The organism is Salinivibrio sp. IB574, from assembly GCF_001996205.1.
Lineage (GTDB): Bacteria > Pseudomonadota > Gammaproteobacteria > Enterobacterales > Vibrionaceae > Salinivibrio > Salinivibrio proteolyticus.
In genome coordinates this window covers 19,176-37,110 of sequence record NZ_MUFN01000028.1, presented here as the reverse complement: position 1 = coordinate 37,110, position 17,935 = coordinate 19,176, and the positions used below count along the sequence as shown (strand labels likewise).

15 protein-coding genes are annotated in these 17,935 nt (G+C 51.6%); 8 read left to right on the top strand and 7 right to left on the bottom strand.

Annotation, left to right across the window (positions count from 1 at the left end; all coding sequences use genetic code 11):
* Position 1: 1 nt before the first annotated feature.
* From BZJ17_RS13435 to BZJ17_RS13415, 5 genes are all read right to left on the bottom strand, one after another.
* Positions 2-1,675, bottom strand: coding sequence for a hypothetical protein (locus BZJ17_RS13435; protein ID WP_077641069.1), 1,674 nt, complete (start codon positions 1,673-1,675; stop codon positions 2-4).
* Positions 1,675-4,500, bottom strand: coding sequence for an excinuclease ABC subunit UvrA (gene uvrA, locus BZJ17_RS13430; protein ID WP_069588194.1), 2,826 nt, complete (start codon positions 4,498-4,500; stop codon positions 1,675-1,677). Before uvrA ends, BZJ17_RS13435 begins: the two co-directional genes overlap by 1 nt.
* 152 nt (positions 4,501-4,652) lie before the next feature.
* A complete protein-coding gene (galU, locus tag BZJ17_RS13425) occupies positions 4,653-5,513 on the bottom strand; it encodes a UTP--glucose-1-phosphate uridylyltransferase GalU (protein WP_069588192.1) in 861 nt (286 codons plus the stop codon).
* 262 nt (positions 5,514-5,775) lie between these two features.
* Positions 5,776-6,729: an acetyltransferase gene (locus tag BZJ17_RS13420; protein ID WP_077641068.1), complete on the bottom strand. Its 954-nt coding sequence runs from the start codon at positions 6,727-6,729 to the stop codon at positions 5,776-5,778.
* A 65-nt stretch (positions 6,730-6,794) separates the two neighbouring features.
* Positions 6,795-7,496 carry a LuxR C-terminal-related transcriptional regulator gene (locus BZJ17_RS13415; protein ID WP_077641067.1) on the bottom strand — a complete coding sequence of 234 codons (702 nt, stop codon included), beginning with the start codon at positions 7,494-7,496 and terminating at the stop codon, positions 6,795-6,797.
* 285 nt (positions 7,497-7,781) lie between these two features.
* Between BZJ17_RS13415 and BZJ17_RS13410 the strand changes: the two genes are divergently transcribed.
* On the top strand, positions 7,782-8,324 hold the full coding sequence (locus tag BZJ17_RS13410; protein WP_069588185.1) for a single-stranded DNA-binding protein: 543 nt from the start codon (positions 7,782-7,784) through the stop codon (positions 8,322-8,324).
* A gap of 63 nt (positions 8,325-8,387) precedes the next feature.
* Here BZJ17_RS13410 and BZJ17_RS13405 read toward each other — a convergent pair whose 3' ends face one another.
* A complete protein-coding gene (locus tag BZJ17_RS13405; protein ID WP_077641066.1) occupies positions 8,388-9,545 on the bottom strand; it encodes an alpha-hydroxy acid oxidase in 1,158 nt (385 codons plus the stop codon).
* A 147-nt stretch (positions 9,546-9,692) separates the two neighbouring features.
* Positions 9,693-10,580: a LysR family transcriptional regulator gene (locus tag BZJ17_RS13400; RefSeq protein WP_077479477.1), complete on the bottom strand. Its 888-nt coding sequence runs from the start codon at positions 10,578-10,580 to the stop codon at positions 9,693-9,695.
* A 121-nt stretch (positions 10,581-10,701) separates the two neighbouring features.
* Here BZJ17_RS13400 and csrD point away from each other — a divergent pair, with 121 nt between their 5' ends.
* The 7 genes from csrD to rng all read left to right on the top strand — a co-directional run bounded on the left by csrD (position 10,702) and on the right by rng (position 17,932).
* Entirely contained in the window at positions 10,702-12,681 is a 1,980-nt protein-coding gene (gene csrD, locus BZJ17_RS13395) for an RNase E specificity factor CsrD (protein ID WP_069588180.1), read from the top strand.
* Entirely contained in the window at positions 12,678-13,190 is a 513-nt protein-coding gene (locus BZJ17_RS13390) for a hypothetical protein (protein ID WP_077641065.1), read from the top strand. Before csrD ends, BZJ17_RS13390 begins: the two co-directional genes overlap by 4 nt.
* A gap of 184 nt (positions 13,191-13,374) precedes the next feature.
* Entirely contained in the window at positions 13,375-14,418 is a 1,044-nt protein-coding gene (locus BZJ17_RS13385) for a rod shape-determining protein (RefSeq protein ID WP_069588176.1), read from the top strand.
* A 33-nt stretch (positions 14,419-14,451) separates the two neighbouring features.
* The gene (mreC, locus tag BZJ17_RS13380) at positions 14,452-15,360 is read left to right on the top strand and encodes a rod shape-determining protein MreC (protein ID WP_069588174.1); all 909 of its coding nucleotides are present in this window, start codon (positions 14,452-14,454) and stop codon (positions 15,358-15,360) included.
* Positions 15,360-15,848, top strand: coding sequence for a rod shape-determining protein MreD (mreD, locus tag BZJ17_RS13375; RefSeq protein WP_069588172.1), 489 nt, complete (start codon positions 15,360-15,362; stop codon positions 15,846-15,848). Before mreC ends, mreD begins: the two co-directional genes overlap by 1 nt.
* A gap of 6 nt (positions 15,849-15,854) precedes the next feature.
* Positions 15,855-16,424: a Maf family protein gene (locus BZJ17_RS13370; RefSeq protein ID WP_096630698.1), complete on the top strand. Its 570-nt coding sequence runs from the start codon at positions 15,855-15,857 to the stop codon at positions 16,422-16,424.
* Between the two features lie 38 nt (positions 16,425-16,462).
* Positions 16,463-17,932: a ribonuclease G gene (rng, locus tag BZJ17_RS13365; RefSeq protein WP_069588168.1), complete on the top strand. Its 1,470-nt coding sequence runs from the start codon at positions 16,463-16,465 to the stop codon at positions 17,930-17,932.
* The last annotated feature ends 3 nt before the right edge of the window (positions 17,933-17,935 follow it).

Below are 17,935 nucleotides of genomic sequence, written 5' to 3'. Positions count from 1 at the left end.
GTTATTCCGGCGGAGTGCGCATCGGTAAGGTGTGGCGAGTGGTCCACACCTTGGCGGCTTGCGGAAACAAATATCGCGCCTCTTGCTGAATATCGCGTGCCCGCTGCGTATCGCCAATTTGCAGTGCAATCTGGTAAGCATGCTGGTAACCCGTAAACGTGGGGTGTTGTGCCACATGCTGCAGCCATAGGTGCAGGTGCTGGTGGCGCTCGGCATCCGACAGTGTCTCTAGGGTGTGCTGAAAGTGCTGTTCCGCGAGCCCTTGGGTGAGTTTGCTTTGCCACCATGGATGTTGCTGGTAGAGCGCAATACGCTGAGAGGTTAATAAAGAGTCACGCAGGTAGCGATTGGCTAAATACACCGATGATAGGCACAACAATCCCACCAAGATCATTACAGTGACAATACTGCGTGTCGCGATACGCTGCCCATATTCGGCGGTAGAAAATGTGATTCGTTGGTATTTGCTGGTTAAATTATCCAGCCAGTACAGCCACATGAGCAGTAAAATACCGTTAAACCACTGCGTACCGCTGGCCGGATAGATAAGCAAGCCAGTGAGTGGCGGAAGCACGAGCGCAACGAGCATACGCCGCGTGCCTGAAGGGGCGCGGATAATGCGAAGCGCCAGTGGCAGTATCACCGCAAGATACGCCAGTGCTATCACAAGCCCACCTTCCAATAACCACAATGCTAGCGCGCTCGGCAATTTCACGGGGCCAGTGTGTCCCGGATGTGCCGCCGATGCGAGCAGTAGAGTCGTTTGTCCATGACCCATGCCAACGCCAAAAAAAGGCGTTTGTTGAAATTGCTGCCATGCAAGCCACAGTGCGCGTTTGTCTTGAGGCGTGAGCCATTGCCAGCTTTCTTGCCCGGTCAGTCCGAACACCGCGAGTAACGCACCGGCAGACATGGCGGCCAGCCACGCAAGATGCTGGCGCCGCGTCGCAAAGCGACTGAGATAAACTTGTTGCAAGGCAATGGCGCAAAGGGCAAACAGGAGCAGTAGCGGTCGTCCTTGCATGGCAAGCACGGGCAGGATAACCACTGGCGTGAACACCAACACGCTTTGCGTTATGGGATGGCGGTAGCGGTTACTTGGCTCTCGGGCGAGCAGATAAGCCGCCAAACTTAGGCCGGTGAGTAATAACGCATGGGTCACGGCAGCGGGTAAATGCGGCACCCAATGTTCAAACTTAAAAGGCGCTATGCCCGGTGGCGATTGGTTGCCTAAGACGGAAAGGATGGCCAACCAAGAGGCAAGCATCAAGACGGCCAGTAGCTTTTGTCGCTGGGCATGATTAAAAATAAACTGCTGTAAGCTGGAGAAAAAACCGAGGCTGAGAACCAATGCGGCGATGGCATAGCCGCTATTTAGCGTTGCCGCTTGCGGATAAAGATATGGCACACTGGCACAGAGCGTGGCGGCCACTAACGCCCAGGTTAAGTGAGTGACGCGCCATGTGTGCTGTCGCCACACTTCCAGTCCGGCAAACCCCAATACCAAGCTAAGCGTGAGTAACGACAGAGCGGCAGCAGGATGGCGAATACCCACCAACGGCAAGTCGACCGAATACAATGGCAAACAGATCAGCCATAACGCCGCCAGTGCCCCTAAAAAGGGCACCGTAAGCGGTTTTCGTTTCACTCGGTGGGTGGGTAACGCCTGTGTCATTATCGCTCCAACATGGGCTTCAAGAAGTGGGCCGTGTGGCTACCAACCACATTGACGATCTCTTCTGGCGTACCTTGAGCAATGATTTCACCGCCGCCGTTACCGCCTTCAGGTCCTAAATCGATGATCCAATCTGCGGTTTTAATCACATCTAGGTTATGCTCGATCACCACAATGGTGTTGCCCTGTTCGCGTAAGCGATGCAACACATTCAGCAACTGCTGAATATCATGGAAGTGCAAGCCGGTTGTCGGTTCATCAAGGATATATAGCGTTTTACCGGTATCGCGCTTAGATAGCTCACGGGCCAGTTTTACCCGCTGTGCTTCGCCGCCTGATAAGGTGGTGGCGGCTTGGCCTAGACGAATATAACTCAGACCGACATCCATCAACGTTTGTAGCTTACGCTTGATAGCGGGGACGGCGTCGAAAAATTCACGTGCGTCTTCGACGGTCATTTCCAAGACTTCATCGATAGTTTTGCCTTTATAGCGCACTTCGAGTGTTTCGCGGTTGTAGCGTTTCCCTTTACACACATCACAAGGCACATACACATCGGGCAAGAAGTGCATTTCTACTTTGATCACCCCATCGCCTTGGCAGGCTTCGCAGCGACCGCCGCGTACGTTAAAGCTAAAGCGACCCACTTTATACCCGCGTGCCCGAGCCTCTTGCGTGCCGGCGAAGAGCTCACGTATCGGCGTAAAGATCCCCGTATAGGTGGCTGGGTTTGAACGTGGAGTACGCCCAATGGGGCTTTGATCAATATCGATCACTTTGTCGAAATGTCCTAACCCGTCAATAGACTCGTAAGGCGCGGGTTCGGCGGTGGTGGCACCATTGAGTTGCTGGTGGGCCACTTTAAAGAAGGTATCGTTAATTAATGTCGACTTTCCTGACCCAGATACGCCGGTGACACAGGTGAATAAGCCTACGGGCAAGTGTAAATCGACATGTTTTAAGTTGTTCCCTGTTGCACCTTTAAGCACCAACATTTTGTCGGGATCTCGAGGGCGACGGGTCTCTGGAACGGCAATCGCCTGCTTGCCGCTGAGGTACTGTCCGGTTAGCGAGTTGTCATTGTTGAGAATATCGTCGAGGCTGCCCTCGGCCACGATTTGTCCGCCGTGAGCACCAGCGCCTGGACCAATATCAATCACATAGTCGGCGGCGCGAATGGCGTCTTCATCATGCTCGACCACAAGCACGGTGTTTCCGAGATCGCGTAAATGCTCCAGCGTATCGAGTAAGCGTGCGTTATCTCGTTGATGCAAACCAATGGAGGGTTCATCAAGCACGTACATTACTCCGACCAGGCCAGCCCCGATTTGACTCGCCAAGCGGATACGCTGTGCTTCCCCGCCAGAAAGCGTATCGGCGCTTCGTGACAAGTTAAGATAATTAAGCCCGACATTGACCAAAAAGCGTAATCTGTCATGGATCTCCTTCATGACTTTTTCGGCAATTTTGGCACGTTGACCCGATAAGGTTAGTTGTTCAAAAAAGTCGAGGGCTTGTTGAATGCTCAGCTCGCAAATTTCAGGTAAGTTGCGGCCATCAATAAAGACATGGCGTGCTTCCTGACGCAATCGTGACCCGCCACAGCTTGCACACGGTTTAGTCGCAATGTACTTAGCCAGCTCGTCACGTACCGCATTAGACTCGGTATCACGGTAGCGACGCTCCATATTGTTGAGGATCCCCTCAAAGGGATGTTTGCGCACACGAATATCGCCCCGATCGTTGACGTATTTAAACTCGATCTCTTTCGGGCCTGAACCGTAAAGCAGAATGTCTTGAATGGTGCCAGACAGATCTTGCCAGGGCAGCTCGAGATCAAAGTCGTAGTGATCAGCGAGTGAGCGTAGCATCTGAAAGTAGTAGAAATTGCGTCGATCCCAGCCTCGAATCGCCCCACCGGCGAGGCTGACCGCAGGGTTCTGAATAATCCGTTTAGGATCGAAGTACTGTTGTACGCCTAAGCCATCACAGGTGCCGCAAGCGCCAGCCGGATTATTAAAGGAAAACAGGCGTGGCTCTAACTCTTGCATGCTGTAACCGCAGTGCGGGCAGGCAAAATTGGCAGAGAAGATCAGCTCTTCGCCGTCGCCATCCATCCAGCTGATCACCGCGCTGCCGCCAGTGAGCTCGAGAGCAGTTTCAAACGATTCCGCTAAGCGTTGCTGTTGATCTTCACGGACTTTAAAGCGATCCACCACCACTTCAATGGTGTGTTTTTTATGTAGTTCGAGTGTCGGTGGATCGGACAGATCGCAGACTTCGCCATTAATACGTGCGCGAATAAAGCCCTGTGCGGCAAGGTTTTCGAGAGTTTTAACGTGCTCGCCTTTGCGGTTTTTGATAATCGGGGCGAGCAACATCAGTTTGCTGCCCTCTGGTAGGGCAAGCACTTTATCGACCATTTGGCTAATCGTCTGAGCGGCCAAGGTCACATCATGGGTCGGACAGCGAGGCTCCCCGACCCGCGCATACAGCAAGCGTAAGTAATCGTACACTTCGGTGATGGTACCCACGGTTGAGCGCGGGTTATGCGAGGTTGATTTTTGCTCAATGGAGATAGCGGGGGACAAGCCTTCAATATGATCAACGTCGGGCTTTTCCATCAAAGAGAGGAACTGGCGCGCATAAGCCGACAAAGACTCAACATAGCGACGTTGTCCTTCTGCATACAAGGTATCAAAGGCTAAAGATGATTTGCCGGATCCAGAGAGCCCGGTGATGACAATCAACTTATCGCGGGGAATAGTTAGGTTGATGTTTTTGAGGTTGTGCGTACGCGCGCCTCTGACGTCGATATTATCCATTGTTATCCTACTTCTCAGTCAGCTCACTTATTGGTCACCGGTGCCCAGTATCGCACAGACGGCGCTGTGACCAAACAAAAAAGGCTGTATATTTACACAGCCTTTTGCCAAGGTGGAAAGTCCTTACGTCGAGACGCAACGCAGAGCGGGGATTACGGGTTTTTAACCGTGGCTTCGTCTTTGTTTTTGCCGCCTAAGTAGAGGTTTTGATAGCAATGATTAGTGGCTTCGATAAAGCCTTCCACGCTGCCACAGTCAAAGCGCTCCCCTTTAAATTTATAGGCCAACACACATCCGGCTTGCGCTTGCTTGAGCAAGGCGTCAGTGATTTGCACTTCACCGTTTTTGCCCGGTGGTGTGTTTTCGAGCAGTTCAAAAATATCAGGGGTTAAAATATAACGGCCGATAATGGCTAAATTGCTCGGCGCTGTACCCGGGTCAGGTTTTTCCACCATGTTGTCTACGCGGAAAAGGTCATCTTTGATCTCTTGCCCGGAAATAACCCCGTATTTATGGGTCTCGTCTTCGGGTACTTCTTCCACCGCGACGATAGAACAGCGAAATTGTTTGTATAGCGCCACCATTTGTTTAAGCACGCCATGCCCCGGGTTGATACACAGGTCATCCGCCAGCACGACCGCAAATGCTTCATCACCCACCAGTTCACGACCGGTTAAAATGGCGTGTCCTAAGCCACGCATTTCATGTTGGCGAATATAGGTAAACGAGGCTTTTTCGATAGTGTTACGGATATCATCCAACAGCACTTCTTTGTTGGTGCCGCTGATCTGATGCTCCAGCTCATAGTTCTTATCGAAATGATCCATGATCGCATGCTTACCGCGACCCGTTACAATGCACATGCCGTGGATGTCCGCTTCAAGTGCTTCATCAACACCGTACTCAATCAATGGTTTATTGACGACAGGCATCATCTCTTTGGGCATGGACTTGGTCGCGGGTAGAAAGCGCGTACCATAACCGGCGGCGGGGAACAGACATTTGTTAATCATCTTGGATCCTTTATTCGTCACTGATGTGGCCATACAGGCCGCAGCGTGATTTACGTGAATGGCAATCAAATACACCATCCACAGCAATAGGTTATGCATTATTTTGCTGGGCGACGCGCAGGGAAGCAAGCCGCGATCGCTCCAGTATAGCGAAACGCACGCCCTCACTCATCGCTCACCCAGACTCTGACGACATGAATATGCGTTAGTTCACACTCTTTACCCATGCTCACGCGAGACAGAGTTAAGAGGCTGAGCAAACTTACGGGTAGTGGCGACTGAAAGCCGATACAAAGTCGGATAGCTTTGTTTGTGGCAAGGCATTGATTCCAGCCGCGCCTTCTCGTCCTCCGCCAGTGGCAAATTGTTGTGCGAGAGCCACTGCGCCTAGGGGACGGTTTAAGGGGGCGCGAATGCTAACCATCCAGTCTCCATCCGGTGTTGGCGTTAATACCGCGTGAGCTTTATCGGGCGATTGGTTGGCAAGCTGATTGCCGAACATGCCGCTGATACGCCGTGCCCAAGGCGCATTGGGTAGTAGATAGACGGCACCACCGGCATAGTCATACTCGGCAGTAAGTTGTTCTGCATGAGCACGATCGGTTTGGTATCCCTCCGCTAGCGCCATCACGATATCTGGATAGGCTTGCATAAAGTCGTCAGGCGTTTCAAATCCGGCCATGTGGCGATAAAGCACCGCAGGCGGCATGAGTAGATCATCCAAACTGGCACCATAACTGTTGTAGTTTAGATACACCCCTAAGCGCTGTAGGCGGTCGCGCGTGGCGGCATCGATCTCGCTTTGCTTCACTAGGGCGTCAGCACTGCGGTTCAGGTTGTCACCGTACGCGCCCACGAGCGCCCAATGACGATATTGGCCACCGAGTAGGGCGTCAATGATCAGCGCGGTACAGGTATTCGATGCAGTATGAATGTGCGCATCCAATAACGGCGAGGTCGGAAGCGGCCCACTGTCATGGTGGTCTGCATAAAAGACGTTGGCTCCCGCCTGCAATAAGGCCTCTAAGGCAGGACGGTTTTTTGCCATCGAGATATCAAACACATTGACCTGTTCGGTCTCAACTGGGACGTGTTGCAACAACGCAATATCCCGCTTCACACCAGTGATAAGGGTGGTATTTTGAGGATAAGCGAGGCGCCACTGTACCAGCGCGGTTAGCCCGTCGGCATCGCCATTAAAAACATCAAAGGCCATTTGCGACTTCCTTATTGCAAAAACGGCGCGAGTGCGCCGTTGGGATCGGGAGGATGTATTCGCGATTAATCATCGTAACTGTCAGGACCGAGTTCGAGCCCGACCGATCCGATTAACGATAAGTTGTTTTTCGCCCAAAAAACAGCTTGTACGCGATTTTTTACATTTATCTTTTTGAAAACATTATACAAATGTGATTTAACCGTGTGCTCGCTGACCGAAAGCGCATTGGCAATATCTTGATTCGATGCGCCTGTGACCAGATGCCGTAAGATTTCTTGCTCACGGTTGGTGAGCACGATGGCTTGTTCATCGATAGTTTGCTGATAATGCTGTTGATAGTAGTGAATCAGCGCAGCCATTTTGTGGCGGGGGAGCCAATATTCTCCCGAGAACATCTTCTCAACGCCGTAGCACAGATGGCTTAGCTCATCGTCTTTCTTAAATACCCCTTTAATAAAGGGCCAGCTTGCCAATTCCYTCGCGGTAAGATCATGGGCATTGAGGAGAGCAAACACATGCTGATCAGCATACGGTGTGAGTGCATGTTTAAGACGCTCGGTGGCGGTGTCGTCAAAGGCACTTAAATCAATCAGGACTAACCCAGAACGCTCGGTAAGCTTTTCGTGAATCGTATCTGGACTCACGAGTTCAACGGTGCCGCGGATTTCTTTTTCTAAACACGCGATCAATGCAGAGACAGACATGCTGGGCTGAGAGATGAGAAGCAGTGTGTAAGAATCGGACGTGGTTTCTGCCTTGCTCATAAAGTTCCTACTTATCTGACGTAAAGCGTGCTCACCGATGTGCGTATTATTGCATAATTCAGCGCAGAGAGGCGCTCACGCGGGGACTTTACTCAGTCTAAACTATTTTTGTTGTCTACGTATATGTAAGCGTATGACCGTTCTTAGGTTCGCAGCGTGAATGCAGAATCTGGAACCAGATCGCGTGGAAAAGCATCGAACCTCTTGGGCGCTCGTGCTAGACTTCGTGTTTATTTATCCAGTAGGCGAAAATGTTTTCGCGTGTAACAAGAGTGGGAGTCACCTATGGCCAGCCGTGGCATAAACAAAGTCATCTTGATTGGTAATTTGGGCAATGATCCGGAAATCCGTTATCTCCCGAACGGTGGTGCAGTGGCGAACTTAAGCCTAGCGACCTCGGAGTCATGGCGCGACAAGAGCACTGGCGAGATGCGTGAAAAAACCGAATGGCACCGCGTGGTTCTGTTTGGTAAGACCGCAGAAGTGGCTGGCGAGTATTTGCGTAAGGGCTCGCAAGTTTATATTGAAGGGCAGCTGCAAACGCGCAAATGGCAAGATCAAAGTGGTCAAGACCGCTACTCAACAGAAGTGGTGGTGCAAGGCTTTAACGGCAGCATGCAAATGCTTGGTGGCCGTGCCGGACCAGGTCAAGGTCAGCCAATGCAGCAGTCGCAGCAACAAGGTGGGTGGGGCCAGCCTCAACAGCCACAAAACAACTTCAACCAGCAGCCGCCTCAGCAGCAAGCAGCGCCGCAATCTCAGCCACAATCGCAACCTCAGCAGCAGTACAACGATCTGCCTGACTTTGACGACGATATTCCGTTCTAAAAAACGGTTTACTCGACAAGCGATAAGCCCCGTTGTTACGGGGCTTTTCTTTATCTGATGAACTTAAACGCCGGGGCCGGCTTTGAGGAAATGTGGCAGTTGTGTCGGCGTTGGACACTTTAGCTGCCCCATGACTTGCGTCATTTGTTGTTTGAGCATTTCAATTGCGTGCTCGCCACCATGATGCCCCACGGCGCCGCACGCGTAAACAAAGGTACGGCCCAGTAAGGTAAAGTCGGCTCCCATGGCCATGGCCTGCGCAACGTTGCCACCGCTTTGTACGCCGCTGTCTAGCAACAGCTTAATTTTATCCCCATAGGCCTTGTCGATAGTACGAATGGTATCGAGCGGCGATTCGCCGATGTCTAACTGACGGCCTCCATGGTTGGATAGCACCACCCCATCAGCGCCTAGGGCAACGGCCTGAGCGACGTCTTCAGGATTGACCAGTCCTTTGAGAATCAAGGGGCCATCCCAGTTGTCACGGATCACTTTCAGGCTTTCAAAATCCACTGCACCCATCACGGTATTGTTCATAAAGTTTGCCAACTCGCTGGTGGGCATGTTCTTCGGCATGTAGGGTTTGAGGGTTTGCATTTCCGGAACCCCCGCCAGCAAGGTATGCCAACACCAGCTTGGACATTGCATCATTTGTGCAATATTGCGTAGGTTCATTTTGGGTGGCATGGCTAAGCCGTTTTTGATGTCGCGAGGGCGATAACCAAAGGTTGGTACATCGACGGTGACAAGGAGAACCTTGTAGCCTGCACGCTTAATGCGGCCCATCAGATCTTCGCGGATCTTGGCATCGGTTGGGTTATAGAGCTGATACCACGCCGTGCCCTCAGAAATGTCGGCAATAGTTTCAAGACTTGCCGACGACACTGTGCTGAGTACGTAGGGCACATTGGCTTCCAGTGCGGCTTTGGCAAGGATTTCAGGCGCTTTAGGCCACATCAAGCCTTRTAAGCCAACAGGCGCAATGCCAAAGGGCGCGGCATAGCGGTGGCCAAAGAGCTCAACGGATAAATCAATGTCAGGGGTGGGAGCCAAGAGATCAGACTGTAGCTTGACGTCTTTAAAGCGATCAAAATTATGAGCGAGACCGATTTCGTCGTGGCATCCACCACATAAATAATCAAAGGCAAAGGCGGGAATACGCTTTTTGGCCGCACGTTTGAGTGCCGGTGTGTCGGGATATTTAGGATTGTAGTAAGACATGGATCTCGCGTCCGTTTTGTGAGGTGAGTAAAGACCCTTACCTTAGCGCGGCAGTTGTTATCGATATATAGACAAAAAATAAAATACTTTTTCCAAAATCGCGCAAAGCCGCGCATGCGCTATCGCTTTTTAAGCCGTGACATTCCCTCAGATATACAAGTTCTTAACTTTTTGCTTGATAAAATCGATAAATAATTTGGTCTTGGTATGGTTATAGTCCAACTTTGGATAGTAGGCATAGGCAGATGTGCGGGGCTGTTTCAGCGTTGGTAAAACGGGGACCAGTAACCCTTGATCGAGCTCTTTTTGGACGGTGCCCGCGCCGCCAAGAATGATCCCCATCCCGATCACAGCCGCACTCACCAGCGCTTCGGGATTGGGAGAGACAAAATTACCGGATAACTGCAAGCGCGTTCCGTCTTCAAAAACACGTTCTTGAGGTTGGTGTGAATTGCCATATAGCAGGACGTTGTGTTCGGTCAGTTGCGTGGGTGAGGTGATCGGCGCGTGACGAGCGAGGTAACTGGGAGCGGCGAAAAAGCCGGGCTGAAAATCAAACAGCTTGGCTGCGATGTAGCTGGCTGAGTTGAAGTAGTCGAGCTCACGGCTGATCACCACATCTAAATTCAGATCGGGCAATTGGCCGGGAGTTAGCGTGGTCAACTCGACTTTGATTTTCGGATAGATCTCAAGAAACTCAGCAATAAAGTTGACCAAGAAGCGGTTCCCTGTCACCAATGGCGCACCGATACGCAGGATGCCACTGACTTCGCCAAACGTGGATGCGGTCTCGCTGACCAGCTGTTGCCAATCATCCACCCACGCTTTGGCGCGTTGATAAAACAGATCGCCAGCATCGGTCATCGATAGGCTTCGGGTGGTGCGCTTTAACAGCTGCACACCCAGCTGGCTCTCAAGCCAGCTTAACCGCTTTGACAGTGCAGAACTTGAGGTGTGTAACTTGGTGGCGGCTTGTGCCAAAGAGCCTTGTTCAACCACACAGATAAAGCTTTGCGTGCAGGTAATCCAGTCCATGAAACCTCTTAATAGTGAAAAAGGTGATAACCAATCGTCAGACAAGCATTCACATTATGATAACCAAGCCTGATAATACCGACTACTCGACCATCAAGGCGACCTGAATCAGCAGAGAATCATGGAAAGAACAGCCAACGCCCTCAAAGTTAGCGGCATGAAGCTTACCAATCGATTAGTGGCGTTTGTCACCCTGATTGTGGTGTGTGCGATTTTTGTCTTATTTATCGGTGGGGCAATTAGCTTTCGTCAATTAGGTATCGATTTTATCTCACACTATGTGGATGGCATGGTGGAGGTGATCGATCAGGAAATGGCCACCGAGCAACGGGACAACCAGTATTTTTCTCGTTGGCTGCCTAAAATGCTCAAGGCGAGTGATGTCACCTCGCTGACCATCTACTCCGATGCGGGCATCCTTTATCAGTACGAGCAAATTCATTATCAAGCCCCGACCACGCAACAAGCGATTACCCGAGACATTCCGCTGGCGAACAATCCCGGCTTTGCTGTGAAGCTGACCTTTGTGCCCCCGTATGCGGAGTTTGCCTACTCCATTGGGCCACTGTCTTCACTTTCCGCGGCCATTTTGGTGATTGTGCTGGGCTTGGCGTGGGGGATCCAATGGTTACGCCGCCAGCTTTATGGCAGTGAGGTCTTGGAGCAGCGAGGGCGCTTAATCTTAGCTGGCAGGCTTGATGAAGCGCAACATGGCGATGCTCACGAGTGGCCGATTCCTGCCAGTGCCGCATTGACGCAATTAATCGAGGAATTGAAAGAAGCCCGCCAAGAGCGAAGTCGCTTTGATACCTTTATTCGCACCAATACCTTCCTTGATCAGCTGACTGGGGCGGCGAACCGGGTCATGTTTGATAACCGGTTGCACACGTTAGCCAGCGATGATGCGAGCCAAGGCAGCTTGATTTTAGTGCGTGTCGCCGATTGGGAAGACTTGCTGGAACAGCAGGGTCAAGAAGGCGCTGATGCGCTGATTCAAGGCATGGGCAGTGTGTTATCGAATGCGATCCAACGTTTTCCTGATGCGGTACTGGCTCGCTACTTTGCCTCGGATTTCGCCATTCTGTTGGTTAATCAAGCAGGGGAAGAAGTCCATCCCTTTTTGTCTCAACTTACCAACGCCCTCAACAAACTGAGCCCGCCGGACACACTGGATGCCGACAACTGGTTCCATATGGGAATGACCTCATTTGGGGCGGGAGAGCGTCGAGGTCGTTTGATGGATGAAGCCGAGCGTGCGCTGCGAGCGGCCCAACTGGAAGGGCATAGTGGCTGGTCGCAATTTGACAAAGACATTCGCCGCTTAGACAAACGCGGCAGTGTGCGCTGGCGTACGCTGTTGGAGTCGGTGATGGCGGGGGAAGGACCGATGCTGTATCGCCAACCTGTCTATGCGCGGGATGGCAAAACCCGTCTTCACTATGAACTTTTAGGTCGGATCAAAGACGAAAATGGCAAGGTGTTAAAAGCCTCTCGATTCTGGCCTGGGGTCGAGTTGGTCGGTATGGATGTGGTGTTTGATAAAGCGACGGTGAGCCGTGCGCTGTGGTGGTTAAAAACCGCTGATCATATCGACAATTATGCTATAAATGTAAGTGTTCACTCACTTTGCCAACGCGAATTTGTGATTTGGTTGCGTGATGCGTTATTGCAAACACCCCGAAGTATCCTCAATCGTTTGTTGGTGGAAGTGTCTGAAGGTGCCTTAGTGGCGCAATTTGACGCGGCGCGCCCTTGTTTGAGAATGATAGCCGCGTTAGGGTGCCGACTCGTGGTCGACCAAGCTGGTCGAACAGTAGTGAGCACTCACTATGTAAAAGATATTCAGCCAGCGTATATCAAGTTACATCGTAGCTTAGTGCGTAATATTCATCAGCGCCCTGAAAACCAATTGTACTTACGCAGTATGCTGGGGGCGTGTGAAGCCACTACCACCGACGTCTTGGCAGTAGGTGTGGAAACGGATCTAGAGTGGCAGGTAGTCAAAGAGCTGGGCGTCGTGGGGGGACAAGGGCGCTTACTCGGTGCGGAAATGTCGCCTCATCCTGCGCAAAAGAAACGCCGCCGCTGGGGGAAACGATGACAACAGAGGAGAATCAAGTGAATCGCAAGCAGCAACAGGCAGGGCGAACATGGCTCGAATTTATTCTTCTGTTGTGTACCTTAGGTTTGCTTGTGGTTGTTGCGGTGCCCAAATTCTACGATTATGAGGCGGATGCGAACGTGACGGCGTTGAAAGGGCTAAAAAGTGCCATTGATAATGTGATGGTGCAGACCTATGAACAAGCGCAAGCCTCGAATATCGCGGATCAGCCTCGCGGGACTTTAACGGTCGAAGGCGCCACCATTGACGTGCAATTTGGGTATCCAGTAGCCAGTGACTTACCGCAATTAATTGGTGTACTCAAAGAAGAAGAGCGCTGGCTGCCCAAGCCGCATGACAGCCAAGCCGGCGTCGATTACGTGTGGGTCTATCATGATAATCCCGCACCGTCTTGTTACCTCAGTTATTATGAAGCAACGCCGACACAGCATGCGAAGACCGAATTAGTCATCCGTCCCTCTTGCCAAGAGGCACCGATGTCGCAATAGCAAAGTGGACAAAATAGGAAGCTGGCATGTTTTTCGATGAAAAAATCATCAAAATGACAGCGCAATGAAAAAAAACTCAGATCTCATTCAGGTTTACAGCGCCGTATCTTGCCGCTTACCGTGCGCGTTGATACATTTAGCTCAATTTGTCTGATTTCACAGCTTGCAGGATTAACCGACCATCATGTTTAAGAAACTTCGCGGGATGTTTTCCAACGATCTATCGATTGACTTGGGAACCGCCAATACGCTGATTTACGTAAAAGGACAAGGCATTGTTCTTGATGAGCCTTCTGTTGTTGCCATTCGCCAAGACAGAGCAGGTTCGCCAAAAAGTGTGGCTGCTGTGGGTCACGACGCCAAACAAATGCTGGGTCGTACGCCTGGAAACATTGCGGCCATTCGCCCGATGAAAGATGGTGTGATTGCCGACTTTTATGTGACTGAGAAAATGCTGCAGCACTTTATCAAATCGGTACACGATCACAGCTATATGCGCCCAAGCCCGCGTGTGCTGGTCGCTGTTCCTTGTGGTTCGACCCAAGTTGAACGCCGTGCGATTCGTGAGTCAGCACTCGGTGCGGGTGCTCGTGAAGTGTATTTGATTGACGAGCCAATGGCGGCGGCGATCGGTGCAGGCCTGCCGGTATCAGAAGCCACAGGTTCGATGGTGATCGATATCGGCGGTGGTACCACTGAAGTGGCTGTGATCTCGCTAAATGGTGTGGTGTACTCTTCATCAGTACGTATCGGTGGTGACCGCTTTGACGAATCCATCATCAACTACGTGCGCCGTAACTACGGTAGCTTGATTGGTGAAGCGACCGCAGAGCGCATCAAGCACGAAATTGGCTCGGCGTATCCGGGCGATGAAGTGCGTGAGATTGAAGTGCGTGGTCGTAACCTCGCTGAAGGGGTGCCGCGTAGCTTTACTCTGAACTCGAATGAAATTCTTGAAGCGCTGCAAGAGCCGCTGACCGGAATTGTTTCAGCCGTGATGGTCGCGCTAGAACAATGTCCACCTGAGCTAGCGTCTGACATCTCTGAGCGCGGTATGGTGATCACAGGCGGTGGTGCGCTGCTGCGTGATTTGGACCGTTTGCTGACGGAAGAAACCGGCATCCCTGTGGTGGTGGCAGAAGATCCATTGACCTGCGTGGCACGCGGTGGCGGTAAAGCGCTTGAAATGATTGACATGCACGGCGGCGACCTCTTTAGCGAAGACTAAGGTGATCGTGCCAACAAACAGGTTGTTTTCATCATGAAACCTATGTTTGGCAGAGGCCCGTCTCTGCAACTACGCCTGTTTTTCGCTCTCTTACTATCAGTCAGCCTTATGCTGGCTGATAGTCGTCTTGACGCCTTTGCTGGCGTTCGCTATTTCCTCAATACACTGGTTGCACCGCTGCAATATGCGTCGAACGTTCCAAGGGACACGCTAGATGCGTTGGTGACGCAGTTTCAATCTCACCGGCGTCTAGTGGCCGAAAATGAGGCGCTGCGTACGCAAGTATTGCGCCTTGAAAGTGATCAGTTGTTGTTAGCGCAAACAGAGCGCGAAAACCAACGCTTACGGGAGTTACTCGGCTCGCCGTTTGTTCGCGATGAGCGAAAAATGGTCGCTGAGGTTATGGCGGTCGACTCCGATCCCTATAAACATCAAGTGATGCTGGATAAAGGGCGCACCAATGGTGTTTACGAAGGCCAACCGGTGATCAATGAGCACGGTGTGGTGGGGCAAATTGCCTATGTGGGCGCGCACAATAGCCGGGTGCTGCTATTAACCGATCCTACCCACGCGATTCCTGTGCAGGTAATGCGCAATGATATTCGAGTGATTGCCTCCGGGCGGGGTTCGACAGCGTATATCGGCTTGGACAACATTCCGAGCAGTACCGATATTAAGGTCGGTGACAAGCTGGTCACGTCGGGATTGGGCGGTGTTTTTCCGGAAGGTTATCCGGTGGGCACGGTGACGGAGTTTTCGTTTGACAACAAACGGCCATTTGCTCAGGTCAAGGCAACGCCGGCGGTGAAATTTGATCGTCTCCGGTATTTGCTGTTGGTCTGGCCGACGCCTGAGCAAGCGGATCCTGAGCAAGATAGCGAACAAGCAGGCTCTCAACCCGAGGATGCCGTGGCATCTAACGAAAAAGGAGAGTCGCAATAGTGGCAAATTCAATATTTCGCGGTCATCTGGTGATTTGGCTGACTTTTATTGCTGCACTTATCTTACAAGCAGCGCCTTGGCCTGGCGAACTCGCGCCTTTTCGACCATCGTGGGTGTTGCTGGTGACCTTCTACTGGGTGTTGGCTTTGCCGCACCGGGTCAATGTTGGCACGGCACTCGTGCTGGGCTTGCTGTGGGACCTGATGTTAGGGTCAACATTAGGGGTGCGCGGTTTAATGATGGCGATCTTGGTCTATCTTGTCGCGCTCAACTTTCAACTTTTGCGCAACATGTCTTACTGGCAACAAGCGTTGCTACTGTCGCTGTTAACCCTCGCGGGAAAGTTGATCGAGTTCTGGGCGGAGTACCTCGTCTCTGACGTACAGTTTAATCCAGAGCAGCTCTGGGCAGGTGTGCTTAACTTTATACTGTGGCCTTGGCTTTTCTTGCTGCTCCGCCGGGTGCGTCGTCGTTTTGCAATTCGTTAGAGGGATATCATGAGCATTGATTTATATCTGGCCTCAGGCTCACCGCGACGCCAAGCGTTGTTGACTGATATGGGCATCAACTTTTCGCGGGTAGTGGTGGATGTTGAAGAACAGCAAAAAGCCGGTGAATCGCCTTATGCTTATGTGTCTCGTTTATCACAAGACAAAGCACGTGCGGGAGTCGCAAAAACCGGTGGTCATTTACCTGTATTAGGCGCCGATACGATCGTCGTCGATGGCGAGCAGGTACTGGAAAAACCGCGCGATGAAGCGGATGGGGCACGTATGCTCAAACAGCTATCTGGCCGTGAGCATCAAGTGATGACGGCGGTGACCGTTGCCAATGCGATGAAGCAAGTGACCACTGTGGTAACAACACGGGTGTGGTTTCGTGAGTTGACCGATGACGATATTCGCGCGTACTGGCAATCGAAAGAACCTATGGATAAAGCGGGCGGCTACGCCATTCAAGGCCTTGGCGGCAAGTTTGTTACCCGTATCGACGGCAGTTATCACGCGGTCGTTGGTTTGCCATTGTATGAAACCGAGCAGCTGCTCAAGCAATTTATGGCCTGAACAACCGTCAGGCCCATTTTTGAGATGTCGGGGAAACCATGAGTGCGGAACTGTTAATCAATGTCACACCTAGCGAAACGCGGGTGGCGATGATAGAAGGTGGCAACCTTCAAGAAATCCATATTGAGCGAGAAGCGAAGCGCGGCATCGTAGGCAATATCTACAAAGGGAAAGTGAGTCGTGTCTTGCCTGGGATGCAGGCAGCCTTTGTCGATATTGGCTTAGATAAAGCGGCTTTTTTGCACGCCTCGGATATCGTGCCGCACACTGAGTGTGTCTCTGAGAATGAGAAGCAGCAATTTCAAGTGCGCGATATTTCTGAATTGGTACGCCAAGGACAAGACATTGTGGTTCAGGTGGTCAAAGACCCCTTGGGCACCAAAGGCGCTCGTCTGACCACGGACATCACTCTGCCGTCGCGGTATCTGGTCTTTATGCCGGGCGCGTCGCATGTTGGCGTGTCACAGCGTATCGAAAGTGAAGAGGAGCGCAGTCGTCTAAAACGTATTGTCAGTGACTATTGCGATGAGTTGGGCGGCTTTATTATCCGCACCGCGGCTGAAGGCGCGACGGATAAAGAAATGGCGCAAGATGCAGCCTTTCTAAAACGGTTGTGGAAGAAGGTCTTAGAGCGGCGCGCACGGTATAAATCAAAATCCATGCTCTATGGTGAGTTGGCATTAGCGCAGCGTATTGTGCGTGATTTTGTTGGCACCGAGCTGGATTTGATTCGGGTCGACTCTCGTCAAGCATATGATACATTGGAAGAATTCACCTCTGAATTTGTCCCCGAGCTTGCCGGCAAGCTTGCTTACTACGATGGTCAGCAACCGATTTTTGATATGTACGACACCGAAAACGAAATCCAGCGCTCGTTGGAACGTAAGGTGGAGTTGAAGTCGGGGGGCTATTTGATCATTGATCAAACCGAGGCCATGACCACCATCGATATCAATACCGGGGCCTTTGTTGGGCGCCGTAACCTTGATGAGACTATCTTTAATACTAATGTTGAAGCAACACGGGCCATTGCTCGTCAACTGCGTCTGCGTAATTTGGGCGGTATTATTATCATCGATTTTATCGATATGAGTACCGACGAACACCGCCGCCGCGTGTTGCACTCGCTGGAACAAGCGTTAAGTCATGATCGGGTAAAAACCAACATTAATGGCTTTACCCAGCTCGGCTTAGTGGAAATGACCCGCAAACGCACGCGCGAAAGTATTGAACATGTGCTGTGTGGCGAGTGTCCAACGTGTGAAGGCCGAGGCTCGGTGAAAACGGTAGAAACCGTCTGCTATGAAGTGCTAAGAGAAATCACTCGGGTGAACCGTGCCTATGATGCCGACAAATTTGTGGTATATGCCTCGCCTGCTGTGGTGGAAGCTTTGGTAGAAGAGGACTCCCACTTAGTCGCAGAGCTTGAAGTCTTTATTGGCAAGCAAGTAAAGGTGAAATCCGAGCCTTTGTATACCCAAGAGCAGTTTGACGTAGTAATGATGTAATCC

Coding starts and splice junctions, on each gene's coding strand:
- BZJ17_RS13435 (WP_077641069.1), bottom strand. CDS start 1,675: ATGACACAGGCGTTACCCACCCACCGAGTGAAACGAAAACCGCTTACG.
- uvrA (WP_069588194.1), bottom strand. CDS start 4,500: ATGGATAATATCGACGTCAGAGGCGCGCGTACGCACAACCTCAAAAAC.
- galU (WP_069588192.1), bottom strand. CDS start 5,513: ATGATTAACAAATGTCTGTTCCCCGCCGCCGGTTATGGTACGCGCTTT.
- BZJ17_RS13420 (WP_077641068.1), bottom strand. CDS start 6,729: ATGGCCTTTGATGTTTTTAATGGCGATGCCGACGGGCTAACCGCGCTG.
- BZJ17_RS13410 (WP_069588185.1), top strand. CDS start 7,782: ATGGCCAGCCGTGGCATAAACAAAGTCATCTTGATTGGTAATTTGGGC.
- BZJ17_RS13400 (WP_077479477.1), bottom strand. CDS start 10,580: ATGGACTGGATTACCTGCACGCAAAGCTTTATCTGTGTGGTTGAACAA.
- csrD (WP_069588180.1), top strand. CDS start 10,702: ATGGAAAGAACAGCCAACGCCCTCAAAGTTAGCGGCATGAAGCTTACC.
- BZJ17_RS13390 (WP_077641065.1), top strand. CDS start 12,678: ATGACAACAGAGGAGAATCAAGTGAATCGCAAGCAGCAACAGGCAGGG.
- BZJ17_RS13385 (WP_069588176.1), top strand. CDS start 13,375: ATGTTTAAGAAACTTCGCGGGATGTTTTCCAACGATCTATCGATTGAC.
- mreC (WP_069588174.1), top strand. CDS start 14,452: ATGAAACCTATGTTTGGCAGAGGCCCGTCTCTGCAACTACGCCTGTTT.
- rng (WP_069588168.1), top strand. CDS start 16,463: ATGAGTGCGGAACTGTTAATCAATGTCACACCTAGCGAAACGCGGGTG.